Here is a 15757-nt window from a genome sequence, read left to right as displayed (position 1 = left end):
GGGAATTGTTAACTGCAAAAGGAAATAATCCAATAAAAATGAATAAAGTGCTAAATTCAATATAGAGAACAGTGTAATAATAGACGTAATGGGTATAATATAAAAATTCTAGGAGATTTATATTGTATGTTTTCTATTTTATATATAATATAGTATAAATATAAAAAATAATGACAAAAACACAAATGAATAAAAAGTAAATTAGTACGCTGATGAAATGTTTCTCAAGAGAAGCCTTTTATAGGTGAAAATGGTATAATATAGTGAGAAGGATAGAGGAGAAGTGTAAATTGATCGCACAACTAGATACAAAAACAGTCTATAGTTTTATGGAGAGTGTCATTTCAATCACCAAGTATGTGAGAGCAGCTAAAGAATTCGGCTACACTCATCTGGCTATAATGGATATTGATAATCTTTATGGTGCTTTTGACTTTCTAGAGGTTACAAAAAAATATGGCATTCATCCTTTATTAGGGCTTGAAATGACTGTATTTGTGGATGCTCAGGAAGTGAATCTGCGCTTTTTAGCTCTATCTAGTGTGGGCTATCAGCAGTTGATGAAGCTTTCAACAGCCAAGATGCAGGGGGAGAAAACTTGGTCAGTCCTGTCTCAGTACCTAGAGGATATCGCGGTAATTGTGCCTTATTTTGAAGAGCTTGAATCACTAAATCTAGGCTGTGATTACTATATAGGGGTTTATCCGGAAACACTGGTAAGCGAATTTTATCGTCCTATCTTACCCCTCTATCGGGTCAATGTCTTTGAAAGTAGGGATAGAGAAGTTCTGCAAGTCTTAACAGCAATTAAAGAAAACCTACCGCTCAGAGAAGTTCCCTTGCGTTCACGACAAGATGTCTTTATATCAGCAAATTCTTTAGAGAAATTATTCCTAGAACGATTTCCGCAAGCCTTGGAAAACTTAGAAAAGCTTATTTCAGGTATTTCTTACGATTTGGATACTAGTTTGAAACTGCCTCGTTTTAACCCAGCTAGACCAGCAGTAGAAGAGTTGAGAGAACGTGCTGAGCTTGGGCTTGCCCAGAAGGGATTGTCTAGTAAAGAATATCAAGATCGACTAGACCAAGAATTGGCTGTTATTCATGATATGGGTTTTGATGATTATTTCTTGGTTGTCTGGGATTTGCTGCGTTTTGGACGCTTGAATGGTTATTATATGGGCATGGGACGGGGTTCCGCAGTTGGTAGCTTGGTTTCCTATGCCTTGGACATTACAGGAATTGACCCAGTAGAGAAAAATCTGATTTTTGAACGTTTCCTCAATCGTGAACGCTATACCATGCCTGATATTGATATTGATATTCCTGATATTTATCGTCCAGATTTTATCAGGTATGTTGGCAATAAATACGGTAGTAAACATGCGGCGCAAATCGTTACTTTTTCTACCTTTGGCGCCAAGCAGGCCTTGCGAGATGTTTTGAAACGCTATGGTGTGCCAGAGTATGAATTATCTGCAATTACTAAGAAAATCAGTTTCCGGGACAATCTTAAGTCGGCTTATGAGGGTAACCTCCAGTTTCGTCAGCAAATCAATAGTAAGTTAGAATACCAAAAAGCCTTTGAAATTGCTTGCAAGATTGAGGGCTATCCAAGACAAACTTCTGTCCATGCGGCTGGTGTTGTGATTAGCGACCAAGATTTGACCAACTACATCCCTCTAAAGCATGGTGACGAAATTCCATTGACTCAGTATGATGCTCATGGAGTTGAAGCTAGTGGGCTTTTGAAGATGGATTTTCTGGGACTACGAAATTTGACCTTTGTCCAGAAAATGCAAGAGTTGCTTGCTGAAACAGAAGATATTCACCTTAAAATTGAAGAAATAGATTTGGAAGACAAAGAAACGTTAGCTTTATTTGCTTCTGGCAATACAAAAGGTATCTTTCAATTTGAGCAACCAGGTGCCATTCGTCTGCTTAAGCGTGTGCAACCAGTCTGTTTTGAGGATGTCGTAGCAACTACTTCTCTAAATCGACCAGGCGCTAGTGACTATATCAATAATTTTGTGGCAAGAAAGCATGGGCAGGAAGAAGTGACTGTTCTGGATCCAGTACTGGAGGATATTTTGGCTCCAACTTACGGAATTATGCTCTATCAGGAGCAGGTTATGCAGGTTGCTCAGCGTTTTGCTGGATTTAGTCTTGGGAAAGCCGATATTTTGCGCCGAGCTATGGGGAAAAAGGATGCCTCTGCCATGCATGAGATGAGGGCTTCTTTTATTCAAGGTTCATTAGAAGCTGGACATACTGCGGAAAAGGCAGAGCAGGTCTTTGATGTCATGGAGAAGTTTGCAGGTTATGGTTTTAACAGGTCACATGCCTATGCATACTCAGCCTTGGCCTTTCAGTTGGCTTATTTCAAAACGCATTATCCAGCCATTTTTTATCAGGTCATGTTGAATTCTGCCAACAGTGATTACTTAACAGATGCCTTAGAAGCAGGCTTTGAAGTGGCGCCTCTGTCCATCAACACCATTCCCTATCACGATAAAATTGCCAACAAGTCCATCTATCTAGGATTGAAATCGATTAAGGGAGTCAGCAAGGATTTGGCGCTTTGGATTATTGAAAATAGACCTTATTCTAGCATTGAAGATTTTGTAGCTAAATTACCTGAGAATTATCTGAAACTTCCTCTGCTAGAACCTTTGGTAAAAGTTGGTCTTTTTGATTCATTTGAAAGAAATCGTCAAAAAGTATTCAATAATTTAGTTAATCTATTTGAATTTGTAAAAGAGTTAGGAAGTTTGTTTGGAGATACTATTTATAGTTGGCAGGAATCGGAAGATTGGACGGAACAAGAAAAATTCTATATGGAACAAGAGCTTTTAGGGATAGGTGTCAGCAAACATCCCCTACAAGCTATTGCAAATAAGGCTATTTACCCGATTACTCCAATTGGGAATTTGTCAGAAAATAGCTACGCTATTATTTTGGTTGAAGTTCAGAAAATAAAAGTAATTCGTACCAAAAAGGGCGAAAACATGGCTTTCTTACAGGTAGATGACAGTAAGAAAAAATTGGATGTCACTCTCTTTTCAGACTTATATCGTCAGGTTGGGCAGGAAATAAAAGAGGGAGCCTTCTACTATATAAAAGGAAAAATCCAGTCACGTGATGGCCGTCTGCAAATGATTGCACAAGAAATAAGAGAAGCAGTTGCTGAACGCTTTTGGATACAGGTAAAAAATTATGATTCGGATCAAGAAATTTCACGTATTTTAGACCAGTATAAGGGCCCAATCCCAGTCATTATCAGGTATGAAGAAGAACAGAAAACAATCGTTTCCCCTCATCATTTTGTAGCTAAATCCAATGAATTAGAGGAGAAATTGAATGAAATCGCTATGAAAACGATTTATCGCTAAAAATACGGAAAATAGAAGAATTTTAAAATCAAATGTGGTATAATCAAGAAGAATGTTAAAAGAAAAAGGAGCATAAACCAATATGAAACGTATTGCTGTTTTAACTAGTGGTGGAGACGCCCCTGGTATGAACGCTGCTATCCGTGCAGTTGTTCGTCAAGCAATTTCAGAAGGAATGGAAGTGTTTGGTATCTATGACGGATATGCTGGTATGGTTGCCGGTGAAATTCATCCCTTAAATGCGGCTTCAGTAGGAAACATCATTTCTCGTGGTGGTACTTTCCTTCACTCAGCTCGTTACCCAGAGTTCGCTCAACTTGAAGGGCAACTAAAAGGGATTGAGCAATTAAAAAAACACGGCATTGAAGGTGTAGTTGTTATCGGTGGAGACGGATCTTACCACGGTGCTATGCGTTTGACTGAGCATGGTTTCCCAGCTATCGGTCTTCCAGGTACAATTGATAACGATATCGTTGGTACTGACTTCACAATCGGTTTTGACACAGCGGTTACGACTGCTATGGACGCTATCGATAAGATTCGTGATACATCATTAAGTCACCGTCGTACTTTTGTCATCGAAGTTATGGGGCGTAACGCTGGTGATATCGCTCTTTGGGCTGGTATCGCAACTGGTGCTGATGAAATTATCATCCCTGAAGAAGACTTCAAAATTGAAGATATCGTAGCAAGCATCAGAGCTGGCTATGAATGTGGTAAAAGACACAATATCATCGTTTTGGCAGAGGGTGTTATGTCAGCAGATGAATTTGCTCAAAAACTAAAAGAAGCTGGAGATACGACCGATCTTCGTGTGACAGAACTTGGACATATTCAACGTGGTGGTTCTCCAACTGCGCGTGACCGTGTATTGGCGTCACGTATGGGTGCCCATGCCGTTAAACTTCTTAAAAAAGGTATCGGTGGTGTTGCGGTAGGTATTCGTAACGAAAAAATGGTTGAAAATCCAATTCTTGGTACTGCAGAAGAAGGAGCATTGTTTAGTTTGGCAGCAGACGGTAAGATTATTGTAAATAATCCACACAAAGCTGATCTTGACCTGTCACAATTGAACAATTGCTTGTCATAATTCATAATTTAGTTAATAAGACCAAAAGGTCATATATATAAAGGAGTCACAAAAAATCATGAACAAACGTGTAAAAATCGTTGCAACTTTGGGTCCTGCGGTAGAAATCCGTGGTGGTAAAAAATTCGGTGATGACGGATACTGGGGTGAAAAACTTGATGTTGAAGCTTCAGCTAAAAACATTGCTAAATTGATTGAAGCTGGTGCTAACACATTCCGTTTCAACTTCTCACACGGTGACCACCAAGAACAAGGTGAGCGTATGGCAACTGTTAAACTTGCTGAAAAACTTGCAGGTAAAAAAGTTGGTTTCCTTCTTGATACAAAAGGACCAGAAATCCGTACAGAATTGTTCGAAGGTGAAGCTAAAGAATATTCATACAAAACTGGTGAAAAAATCCGTGTTGCAACTAAACAAGGAATCAAATCAACTCGTGAAGTGATTGCATTGAACGTTGCTGGTGCTCTTGATATTTATGATGATGTTGAAGTTGGTCGTCAAGTTTTGGTTGACGATGGTAAACTTGGTCTTCGTGTTGTTGCTAAAGATGACGCAACTCGTGAGTTTGAAGTTGAAGTTGAAAATGATGGCGTAATTGCTAAACAAAAAGGTGTGAACATCCCTAACACTAAAATTCCTTTCCCAGCTCTTGCTGAACGCGATAACGACGATATCCGTTTCGGTCTTGAACAAGGTATCAACTTCATCGCGATTTCATTCGTACGTACTGCAAAAGATGTGAACGAAGTTCGTGCAATCTGTGAAGAAACTGGAAACGGACATGTTCAATTGTTCGCTAAAATCGAAAACCAACAAGGTATCGATAACTTGGATGAAATCATCGAAGCAGCTGATGGTATCATGATCGCTCGTGGTGACATGGGTATCGAAGTACCATTCGAAATGGTTCCAGTTTACCAAAAAATGATTATCAAGAAAGTCAATGCTGCAGGTAAAGTTGTTATCACTGCAACAAACATGCTTGAAACAATGACTGAAAAACCACGTGCAACTCGTTCAGAAGTATCAGACGTATTTAATGCTGTTATCGACGGTACTGACGCTACAATGCTATCAGGCGAGTCTGCAAACGGTAAATACCCACTCGAGTCAGTAACTACAATGGCTACAATCGACAAGAATGCTCAAACTCTTCTTAATGAATACGGACGTTTGGATTCAGATTCATTCGAACGTAACTCTAAGACAGAAGTAATGGCTTCAGCTGTTAAAGATGCGACTAACTCAATGGACATTAAATTGGTTGTAACTCTTACTAAGACAGGTCACACTGCACGTTTGATTTCTAAATACCGTCCAAATGCTGACATCTTAGCATTGACATTTGACGAATTGACAGAACGTGGTTTGATGTTGAACTGGGGTGTTATCCCAATGTTAACAGATGCTCCATCTTCAACTGACGATATGTTCGAAATTGCTGAACGTAAAGCAGTTGAAGCAGGTCTTGTAGAATCTGGTGACGATATTGTTATCGTTGCTGGTGTACCAGTAGGAGAAGCTGTTCGCACAAACACAATGCGTATCCGCACAGTACGTTAAGAAAAATATAAAAACCTATCATATCCAGCTTTAGAGCTTGTGTGATAGGCTTTTTTTGTATAGAGGGTAAGAAAGAGGCAAAACTTTCATAATGGATTGATACTCTTCGAAAATCTCTTCAAACCACGTCAGCGTCGCCTTACCGTATATATGGTTACTGACTTCGTCAGTTTTATCTGCAACCTCAAAGCAGTGTTTTGAGCTGACTTCGTCAGTTCTATCTGCAACCTCAAAGCAGTGCTTTGAGCAACCTGCGGCTAGCTTCCTAGTTTGCTCTTTGATTTTCATTGAGTATGAAATAAGATATGCACAAAGTGCTTAGGAAATTCAAATGAATTTCTACAAATATTTTAGCAATCGGAATCTACTTGTCTAGATTCGATCTGATATATTTTCGATTTAATGATATGGTATTTAAAACCTCCAAAGCAGCTTGCTCCATTATTTTACTTACGTGAGTGTAGATGTTATTTATTGTTTTAGCGTCTTTGTGTTCCACTCTAACCATTATAGCATTCTTCTCAGCTAGTGTACTAAGGAGTGTGTGCCTGAAAATATGGGAACTAAGGGGCTGATTTATCGGTTTCGCTAGTTTAGTATTTGCCTTTTGCAAAGTGATCTTAAATCCCTTTCTCTAAATTGACATATCACTAGTGTTTAACAAAATCTAATCTGCTTTAGGTCACTTATTCTTTTTTTGAAATGTAGAATGAACTTTTTCAAAGTTTTTCGAATCCTTTAAAATCTGTTTGTTTTATATCGCCATTCTCCCCCTTTTTTAATTCTCCCTATACAGCCTGGCAATTTTTCCGATGGTACGAATATGGTTGCTTTCGTTTAGGTGGATGTCGGGATTGAGTTTTTTTGAGGTAGCCTTGGCGGAGTTTCTTGACATAGTTAGCGCCGTCTACTTGGAAGATGCCGATGGTATTATAGTCAATCTGTGGGGGATTCTTGATAAATAGGTAGTCGCCGTTTCTTATCTTTGGCTCCATGGCCCTGCTGACGACATAAGCGATTGCGTCTTAGTCGTCTGGGATTTCATCCTCATAGAATGGGAATTCCATATCTAAATCGTCGTCCTGCATCAAGCGGCTACCTGCAGAGATAAACTACCTAAAACGAGAGTAAGTAGTCTGTCTGTAGTCGTCCAGTCTGATGATTTTTACGATACTTCGTTTATCTTCGTTTTTCTGCTCATACAGTTGCCTCTCGGCATAGGTCAGGATTTTACCTTGTCTGGATGGTGTCCGTTGGTCGTAGATAGATTGGATATCGCTAGGAGAATCCTTTTGAACTGGAGGAAAGAGGCATCAATCAAGCTACTGAATACTTTAGCTAAGTCAAATATAGTATTTTTCTTAGTAGTCCTAACCCTTTTTTCATAATTTCCAATGGTGTTTTTACTTATACCTATCTTAGTACCCAATTTTTATTGAGTCCAACCATTTACTAGTCTATATTGTTTTATTTTTAGACTGTAACAATCGCAATCTCTTCTTTATCCACAAATGAAATCGCTTTCTATTTTTATAAGTAAAGCATAACACGAAATCCACGAAAATGAAAACTTTGTTGTGTTTTCATAAAAAATTTGTTGACAGAGCACGAAACGCCTACTATAATTAAATCAAGTTTAAGGAAATAACAAAAAAACAAATCAGAGAGAAAGACGATGAACACATTAAATGAGAAAGTAATCAATATCTGTAAAGCAGTAGTTAAAGAAACTTTAATCCAAGACATTTAGGAGAAAAAGATGAAGAAATCAAGAAAATTAGCTACACTAGGAATCTGTTCTGCCTTGTTTTTAGGCTTGGCTGCTTGTCAACAACAAAATACTACTTCTGATGGGACGAGTCAAAGGCAAAGTAGTTCAACGAAAGTTCCATGGAAAGCTTCATACACCAACCTAAACAATCAGGTAAGTACAGAAGAGGTCAAATCTCTCTTATCAGCTCACTTGGATCCAAATAGTGTTGATGCCTTTTTTAATCTTGTAAATGATTATAATACCATTGTTGGCTCAACTGGTTTATCAGGAGATTTCACTTCCTTTACTCACACCGAATACGATCTTGAGAAAATTAGCCATCTTTGGAATCAAAAGAAGGGCGATTTCGTTGGGACCAACTGCCGTATCAATAGTTATTGTCTTTTGAAAAATTCAGTCACCATTCCAAAGCTTGAAAAGAATGACCAATTGCTTTCCCTAGATAATGATGCGATTGATAAGGGAAAGGTCTTTGATTCACAAGATAAGGAAGAGTTTGATATTCTATTTTCGAGAGTTCCAACTGAGGCAACTACAGATGTCAAGGTTCACGCTGAAAAGATGGAAACATTCTTCTCCCAATTTCAATTCAACGACAAAGCTCGAATGCTGTCTGTAGTTTTGCACGATAATCTGGATGGCGAGTATCTGTTTATTGGACACGTTGGCGTCTTAGTACCTGCTGATGACGGTTTCTTATTTGTAGAGAAATTGACTTTCGAAGAGCCCTACCAAGCGATTAAATTTGCCAGCAAGGAAGATTGTTACAAGTATTTAGGCACCAAGTATGCGGACTATACAGGCGAGGGACTGGCTAAGCCTTTTATCATGGATAATGATAAGTGGGTTAAACTTTAATGGTGGTATGATATGACAGTAATCCTAGAACTTTTATTTCTATTTTTGATGAGTTGGTGGGTTATTTCAATCGTTAATAGCCAGAAACCACGAAAAAATGAAACATTTATTGGTTATATCCAAAGATACGATATTGATGGGAATGGCTATCAATCAGAAGTATGGGAAGTGACTGAGGAGGAAGATTTATAATTAAAGAACAGAATCTTCTTTACAGTATTTCACCTATTTCCAAACAGTCCATTTGTAGTTTTATCCAGATTGGTATATAATTTAACTTAGAGAAAATAGGAGGACTAATCAGATGGAATTAAAAGATTTTACAGAAAAAGAACAGGAAATGATAAAGAATGGGCTGACGACGTCTAAGATTAGTGACAAGGAAACTGCTGAGAAGATTCTTGCGCTTGTCCCACAAGACTTGATTAAGCGAATCCCGTTTTTCGTCAGAAAACATGCGACGACACGTACTATTAAACGCATTTCAATCGAACACCCTGAGCTTTACGCTACAGCTCAAACAAGTGGTGAAATCCCAGAAAAAGAACGAGAAGAACTACGTCAGATTATCACGACGATCTTTGAACAAAAGATGAATAAGCATAGTATTAAGTAGAGAATGAAAATGTATTTGATTTGTGAATTGTTAACTAGTTATATATCATTTTAAAAATCGCAATTTATATTCTACTATACAATACTCAACAAAAACGAACAGGCTCTTTTCTGTTATTCAGAAGAGAACTTGTTCGTTTTTATCTTATTTTCCTTAAAAAGCTCGATACACATAGGGGTTTTCTGGTTTATCGACTTTGGTAAAGCTTTCGATTTCCAAGGTTGGAAGGTTTTGTTTGAGTTCTTTATGGTAGTGATTGACCAGTTTTCCCTTGGCTGTTATCCAAGTATTATTTTCATATTGACGGGTATTTCCCTTGGTCAGTAAGCCATAGACACCTGAATCCGCGATACAGTGGATAATGCCGAAGCGGAACAGAAATTGGCTATTGGCATGACTGGGGTCGTTATAGACAAAGCCTGTAAACTGGATTGTCTTGCCCTCAAACTCATCTGGATAGTCGTAGATAGCTTCCATGACTTCCATATAGTTTTCGTTAGTAATGTTAATGCTATCTTGGGACAAGTATTTATCCGCCGCCGTTCGCATTTCCTTTTCATAGGCTGATTTTGAAAAATAAGAACTGGTATCTGGTTTCAAATATTGACTTGTCGTCCCTTCGCTTGTCTGAATGGCCAGATCCGTTCCTTCCGATAGGGGGAAATGATAGCCTTTTGCTGAAACGGTCTGAGAATCCAAGCTAACAGTTGGAAAAGTTAAGCCGATGACAAGTGGAATAGCCAGAAGAGAAATACTCGTCATCTTGGCTAATCGGCTATTCAGATGACTGTGGGTTTTGACTTGCTTCATCCAGATATACAATTGAACAATAGCCAAGATAAAGGAAAGGACCATGGAAATATAGGCAAGATAGGAATAGTGCATGTTGATGTACTGGTTTAATTTGCCCGACAGATGGAGATAAATAGTCAGTTCAAAATAGCCAGCTAAAACTAAAAATCGAATCATAGGATGACTCCAATCAAGAGAGAATACACTAAGACGACAAGAGTCACAATCATAATGAAGTGACTGATAAATCGTGCTTTCAAGTAATTTTTCATCATGAGAATATTTTTAATATCCAGCATTGGGCCAATAACGAGAAAGGCTAGAACCGGTGCCAATCCGAAACTCGAGAGAAGAGAAGTCCCGATAAAGGCATCCGCCTCACTACAGAGCGAAAGAAGAAAGGCCAAAAGCATCAAGAGCAGGATGGCAAAAAGAGGAGTCGCACTGATAGAGGTCAGAATTCGAGTCGGAACGTAGACCTGTGTCACAGAAGCAAAGAGACAGCCGAATACCAAATAACGTCCCGTATCAAAAAATTCATCAATTGCTTGCACAAAAACCTGAAAAACTTTTTTTGCAGGACTCAAATGAGAAAAATCGTGCTCATGACAGGCCAAACGATTTTCTTTCTGAATCGGTTCTTGCCAGAAGAATCCTAGAAAAATCCCAAGTATCACAGCCACTACAATGGAACCTAGAGCTCGTAACAGAGCGACATGGAAGGAGTTCCCAAAGGCAGAATAGGTCGCAAAGAGAACAATAGGATTGATGACAGGTGCTGTCACAAGAAAGGGAACGGCCGTGTAACTGGGAACCTTTTTTTCCAGAAAACGATTGATAATGGGGACGATTCCACATTCACAAGAAGGGAAAAGTATCCCAACGAAGGTCCCAAAAAAGATTCTCCCCCAACGATTTCGAGGGAGAAAATGATAAACCTTGTCAGGTGTGATATAGACCTCAATCAGCCCTGAGACAATACTTCCTATCAGAACGAAGGGTAGGGCTTCAATGATTATAGAGAGAAAAATAGCCCCAGTCTGAAGCACACTAGATGGGAGTTGTTGGAAAGCAGTCATCTAGTTTTTCTTTTCTGCTTTGGCTTTTTTCTCTTTGTCATCAGGGAAAGTGACTTGTTTCAAATCTGGGAGTTTAGCAAACTCTTCAAACATCTTGTCCAAGTCGTCTCGTTTTGTAAATTTTACAGCCATAGGTGTACCTCGATTCTAAATTCTACCTCTATTATACTATTATTTTGAGGAAAAGGGAAAAGTTAAAATTGAGTATCTAACGAATAATAGAGCTTGATATATCCTGATATACACTATGATTGTGATATAATAGTTGTGGAATAACGGAGGAAATGATGGAACATGAAAAGATCGGTCAGGTTACTGACGAAGTAAAAGAAATTTTTAATATTGTTCTTGAAGCCAGTGATATCAAGGTTAACAAAGAAGGTTTAAGAAGCCATATGTTGAAACGTCATCACAATGATGTGATTCGTCATATCGAAGATCTGGAACTGATACTAAGTAATCCAGATTTCGTTGGGGTCAATCCACGAGAGAAAGATGCTAGTTTTGAATATGTAAAAAGATTTGATGATAATGTTCTTGTTGCGATTAAGTTACATAAAAGTGGTGATTTCTTTTATGTTCCGACCATGTATCGCTTACAAGATTTCAAGTTACAAACTCGTATTAAGTCTGGTAGATTGAGAAAGCTTGACAAAAAAAGTAGATAGTGCTAGAATAACATTAACGAAAGACATTTGAGGGCAGAAAGGTTCCTGCCGCACCTTGAAAAAGGTATCTGAGATGCTGGGTACACCGACCAGCCAAGTGTCCGTTATATCAAAGGAGGAGCTTAAATGCTCCTTTTTTGTTTAAAAAATTCAAAATAGATTACACTCACCGCAGGCTCAGGCTTGCGATTTTTTTATTTCTCAAAAACACGCATTTTAAACGATTAGAAACAGAAATTACAATCCTATTGTTCAAAAAAGCGTTTTCTTGAAGAATAGAGAGGGAGAATAGTGGCGCATTATTGTCAAAAATAAAAACAGTGAAATTAATCACGAATCCTTTTGTAAACTATTAGAATTAAATTGCAACCTTCTCAATGAATAGAATATTGAAATGAAGTAAATTTATTTCCCAACTTATGTTTTAAAATTGTAAGAGATAATTTGAATAATATTAGCTTGTGGTATAATAGATTCATGGATAAAAAATATGAAAAAATCTCCCAGGATTTGGGAGTGACGTTAAAGCAAATCGATACCGTTCTAAGTTTGACAGCTGAAGGGGCGACTATTCCCTTTATCGCGCGTTATCGCAAGGATATGACTGGTAGTCTGGATGAGGTGGCGATTAAGGCTATTATTGACCTAGATAAAAGTCTGACTAACCTCAACGACCGTAAGGAAGCTGTCTTGGCTAAGATTCAAGAAAAAGGCAAGCTGACCAAGGAATTGGAAGAAGCTATCTTAGCTGCCGAAAAATTAGCAGATGTAGAAGAACTTTACCTACCCTTTAAAGAAAAACGTCGGACCAAGGCAACTATTGCCCGTGAAGCCGGACTCTTCCCACTTGCTCGCTTGATTTTGCAAAATGTAGCTGACTTAGAGAAAGAGGCTGAAAAGTTTGTCTGTGAAGGATTTGCGACAGGGAAGGAAGCCTTGGCTGGTGCAGTTGATATCTTAGTCGAAGCCTTATCGGAAGACGTGACACTGCGCGCCATGACTTATCAGGAGGTATTGAGACACTCTAAACTTACTTCTCAAGTCAAGGATGAAAGTCTTGATGAAAAGCAGGTTTTTCAGATTTATTATGATTTTTCTGAGACAGTTGGAAATATGCAGGGTTATCGTACCTTAGCCCTCAATCGTGGGGAGAAGCTAGGTGTCTTGAAGGTCGGTTTTGAACATGCAACGGACCGTATCCTTGCCTTCTTTGCTGCTCGTTTCAAGGTAAAAAATGCCTATATAGATGAAGTTGTTCAACAGTCAGTTAAGAAAAAAGTCTTACCTGCTATTGAGCGACGCATTCGGACAGAATTAACTGAGAAAGCAGAAGAAGGAGCTATCCAACTCTTTTCTGACAACCTGCGCAATCTCCTCTTGGTTGCTCCATTGAAAGGGCGCGTGGTTCTAGGATTTGACCCTGCCTTTCGTACAGGTGCCAAGCTAGCTGTCGTGGATGCAACAGGGAAAATGCTGACAACTCAGGTCATTTATCCTGTCAAACCAGCGTCAGCTCGTCAAATCGAAGAAGCCAAGAAAGATCTGGCAGATTTGATTGGTCAATACAGTGTAGAAATTATTGCCATAGGAAATGGGACGGCCAGTCGTGAAAGTGAAGCCTTTGTGGCGGAAGTTCTGAAAGATTTTCCTGAGGTTAGTTATGTCATCGTAAACGAAAGTGGTGCTTCGGTCTACTCTGCCAGCGAACTTGCTCGTCAGGAGTTCCCAGACTTGACCGTTGAAAAACGCTCTGCTATTTCTATCGCCCGTCGTTTGCAGGACCCCCTTGCTGAATTGGTCAAAATCGATCCTAAGTCAATCGGTGTCGGTCAATACCAGCATGATGTCAGTCAGAAGAAACTATCTGAGAGTCTGGACTTTGTTGTCGATACAGTGGTAAACCAAGTCGGTGTCAATGTCAATACGGCCAGTCCAGCTCTTCTTTCACACGTAGCTGGACTCAATAAAACCATTTCTGAAAATATTGTCAAATACCGTGAGGAAGAAGGAAAAATCACTTCACGCGCTCAAATCAAGAAAGTTCCGCGTCTGGGGGCCAAGGCTTTTGAACAGGCAGCTGGTTTCCTTCGTATCCCTGAAAGTAGCAATATCCTTGATAATACAGGAGTTCACCCAGAAAACTATTCTGCTGTTAAGGAACTCTTTAAACGTTTAGATATTAAAGACCTAAACGAGGAAGCCCAAAGCAAACTCAAGTCGCTTTCAGTCAAAGATATGGCGGTAGAGCTAGACCTTGGTCCAGAAACCCTTAAAGATATCATTGCAGATCTTCTCAAACCAGGTCGAGATTTCCGTGATTCCTTTGATGCACCTGTACTTCGCCAAGATGTCCTAGATATCAAAGACTTAGTGGTCGGACAGAAGCTGGAAGGTGTGGTGCGTAACGTCGTTGACTTTGGTGCCTTCGTTGACATTGGGATTCATGAGGACGGCCTGATTCATATTTCACATATGAGTCGTAAATTTATCAAACATCCTAGCCAAGTGGTATCCGTTGGTGATTTGGTGACCGTTTGGGTCAAGAAAATCGATACTGAACGTGAAAAAGTCAATCTGTCGCTCCTCGCTCCAAATGAAACTGACTGATTACGTCAAGCAGGTTTCACTAGAAGACTTCGGCAGACCTTTTATCCATCATGTCCAGTGGAATTCTCGTCTACGTTCGACAGGTGGGCGATTTTTCCCCAAAGATGGGCATTTGGATTTCAACCCAAAGGTTTATCAGGAACTGGGTCTGGATGTTTTTAGGAAAATTGTTCGACATGAACTCTGTCATTATCATCTCTATTTTCAAGGGAAGGGCTATCAACACAAGGATCGGGATTTTAAGGACCTTTTGAAAGCAGTGGATGGATTACGCTTTGTGCCCTCCTTGACAAATAGCCACTCTAAACCACTCAAGCTTTATCGTTGTCAATCCTGCCAACAAAGGTATCTGCGCAAGCGTAGGATTGATACCAAACGCTATCGCTGTGGACTTTGTCGAGGTAAATTGCTACTAATAAATCAGCCTGAGGACTGATGAAAGCCGAGCCTACCCGTGATATACTATGTCTAACCTAGCAGAAAGAGGAAATATCATGAACAGTAAATTTTATAAAATGAGACGAAATCGCATGATTTCAGGAGTTTTAGCAGGTCTGTCAGACAAGTGGAACTTTGATGTTACCCTTGTACGTTTTCTGTTTGCCATTTTTACAGTCGCAAACTTTGGACTTGGGGTGATTATCTATATCATCCTAGCTTCTATCATGCCAACCAAGGAAGAAATCGAAGCAGAAATGTACGGAACAGGCCCACGTAAACGCAAAGAAGCTCAAGCCATTGACGATAATGAAGGCTGGTTTTGGTGAGGTTTTACAAAAGATTTGGAATACGCAAAAAGCTTTAAATCAATAGTCTAAACTGCTTGATTTAAAGCTTTTTTACTTTTAATAATATTTTTCCAGCTTCATCTACAAACTAAAAGCATTCTTTTGAACTCATGTTTCTAATCTATTTTTCATGCTGAGACAATACATTTTTTGCAAAATGATGGATGCTGATAACAACTGATAACCAGCAAATAACATAAGCAGTTCCTGTAAATTCTGTACCGATAAAGTATGTTTTTTCAACTAAGAGCTGACCGATGAATGGAGAGAGCAGATAGAGAAGTCCGATGAGTATATGTTTTTTTATGTTTCATTAAAGCGCACCTTCTTTCCTTATAGATAGTACGATTTGAAAGTGTTCAATTTAATGGTATGTTATCTAGGTAAGCTTACTCAAATGTTAGTTCCCGCTTCCTCCTTTCCAAGGTAAGCCTTTTCACACGTATATTTTACAATTTTAAAAATAGGAAATCAAATCATTTTCTAAGTAATTTTGCTTACATTTCCCCCAATCTTACAAAAATGTAAG

Annotated in this window: 16 protein-coding genes; 10 read left to right on the top strand and 6 right to left on the bottom strand. The window is 39.0% G+C overall.

The annotated features are described in order from the left end of the window. The first annotated feature begins 290 nt into the window (after positions 1-290). The 3 genes from OC530_RS01585 (at position 291) to pyk (ending at position 6046) form a co-directional block, all read left to right on the top strand. Positions 291-3392, top strand: coding sequence for a DNA polymerase III subunit alpha (locus OC530_RS01585; protein ID WP_173212266.1), 3102 nt, complete (start codon positions 291-293; stop codon positions 3390-3392). A gap of 82 nt (positions 3393-3474) precedes the next feature. Next, entirely contained in the window at positions 3475-4482 is a 1008-nt protein-coding gene (gene pfkA / locus OC530_RS01580) for a 6-phosphofructokinase (RefSeq protein WP_173212268.1), read from the top strand. Between the two features lie 58 nt (positions 4483-4540). Beyond that, on the top strand, positions 4541-6046 hold the full coding sequence (gene pyk / locus OC530_RS01575) for a pyruvate kinase (protein ID WP_050224194.1): 1506 nt from the start codon (positions 4541-4543) through the stop codon (positions 6044-6046). Positions 6047-6076: 30 nt separating this feature from the next. Here pyk and OC530_RS01570 read toward each other — a convergent pair whose 3' ends face one another. Together OC530_RS01570 and OC530_RS01565 are read right to left on the bottom strand one after the other, a co-directional pair. Next, a complete protein-coding gene (locus tag OC530_RS01570; RefSeq protein WP_240149002.1) occupies positions 6077-6334 on the bottom strand; it encodes a hypothetical protein in 258 nt (85 codons plus the stop codon). Positions 6335-6834: 500 nt separating this feature from the next. Then, entirely contained in the window at positions 6835-7041 is a 207-nt protein-coding gene (locus tag OC530_RS01565; protein WP_173212270.1) for a S24 family peptidase, read from the bottom strand. Positions 7042-7805: 764 nt separating this feature from the next. On the opposite strand from OC530_RS01565, the gene OC530_RS01560 reads away from it, so the two are divergent. From OC530_RS01560 to OC530_RS01550, 3 genes are all read left to right on the top strand, one after another. Next, positions 7806-8678, top strand: coding sequence for a DUF4300 family protein (locus OC530_RS01560; protein ID WP_262078937.1), 873 nt, complete (start codon positions 7806-7808; stop codon positions 8676-8678). A 12-nt stretch (positions 8679-8690) separates the two neighbouring features. Continuing rightward, complete coding sequence (locus OC530_RS01555) at positions 8691-8870, top strand: hypothetical protein (protein ID WP_112443569.1); 180 nt, start codon at positions 8691-8693, stop codon at positions 8868-8870. 112 nt (positions 8871-8982) lie between these two features. Then, entirely contained in the window at positions 8983-9294 is a 312-nt protein-coding gene (locus tag OC530_RS01550; RefSeq protein ID WP_112443570.1) for a hypothetical protein, read from the top strand. 153 nt (positions 9295-9447) lie between these two features. Here the strand turns inward: OC530_RS01550 and OC530_RS01545 are convergent, their stop codons facing one another. Genes OC530_RS01545 through OC530_RS01535 form a run of 3 tightly spaced genes read right to left on the bottom strand, consistent with a single transcriptional unit; the run spans position 9448 to position 11297 of the window. Beyond that, positions 9448-10263 carry a TIGR03943 family putative permease subunit gene (locus OC530_RS01545; RefSeq protein WP_112443571.1) on the bottom strand — a complete coding sequence of 272 codons (816 nt, stop codon included), beginning with the start codon at positions 10261-10263 and terminating at the stop codon, positions 9448-9450. Further along, positions 10260-11165 (bottom strand): permease, encoded by a 906-nt coding sequence (locus OC530_RS01540; protein ID WP_112443572.1) that lies wholly within the window; start codon positions 11163-11165, stop codon positions 10260-10262. The genes OC530_RS01545 and OC530_RS01540 overlap by 4 nt, the downstream gene beginning before the upstream one ends. Next, a complete protein-coding gene (locus OC530_RS01535) occupies positions 11166-11297 on the bottom strand; it encodes an SPJ_0845 family protein (protein WP_000268685.1) in 132 nt (43 codons plus the stop codon). Positions 11298-11452: 155 nt separating this feature from the next. Between OC530_RS01535 and OC530_RS01530 the strand changes: the two genes are divergently transcribed. The 4 genes from OC530_RS01530 to OC530_RS01515 all read left to right on the top strand — a co-directional run bounded on the left by OC530_RS01530 (position 11453) and on the right by OC530_RS01515 (position 15207). Then, positions 11453-11833 (top strand): PBECR2 nuclease fold domain-containing protein, encoded by a 381-nt coding sequence (locus OC530_RS01530; RefSeq protein ID WP_164225984.1) that lies wholly within the window; start codon positions 11453-11455, stop codon positions 11831-11833. A 477-nt stretch (positions 11834-12310) separates the two neighbouring features. Then, positions 12311-14440, top strand: coding sequence for a Tex family protein (locus OC530_RS01525; protein ID WP_173233874.1), 2130 nt, complete (start codon positions 12311-12313; stop codon positions 14438-14440). Further along, complete coding sequence (locus OC530_RS01520; protein ID WP_173234123.1) at positions 14427-14876, top strand: SprT family protein; 450 nt, start codon at positions 14427-14429, stop codon at positions 14874-14876. The genes OC530_RS01525 and OC530_RS01520 overlap by 14 nt, the downstream gene beginning before the upstream one ends. 58 nt (positions 14877-14934) lie before the next feature. Continuing rightward, positions 14935-15207 carry a PspC domain-containing protein gene (locus tag OC530_RS01515; RefSeq protein WP_001085044.1) on the top strand — a complete coding sequence of 91 codons (273 nt, stop codon included), beginning with the start codon at positions 14935-14937 and terminating at the stop codon, positions 15205-15207. Positions 15208-15349: 142 nt separating this feature from the next. Here the strand turns inward: OC530_RS01515 and OC530_RS01510 are convergent, their stop codons facing one another. Then, positions 15350-15535: a hypothetical protein gene (locus tag OC530_RS01510; RefSeq protein WP_262080031.1), complete on the bottom strand. Its 186-nt coding sequence runs from the start codon at positions 15533-15535 to the stop codon at positions 15350-15352. Between the last annotated feature and the right edge of the window lie 222 nt (positions 15536-15757).

Origin of the sequence: Streptococcus sp. Marseille-Q5619 (genome assembly GCF_946901205.1) — a bacterium.
Lineage (GTDB): Bacteria > Bacillota > Bacilli > Lactobacillales > Streptococcaceae > Streptococcus.
Note: the sequence above shows the minus strand (reverse complement) of the source record. Positions and strands in the feature narration are given on the sequence as shown.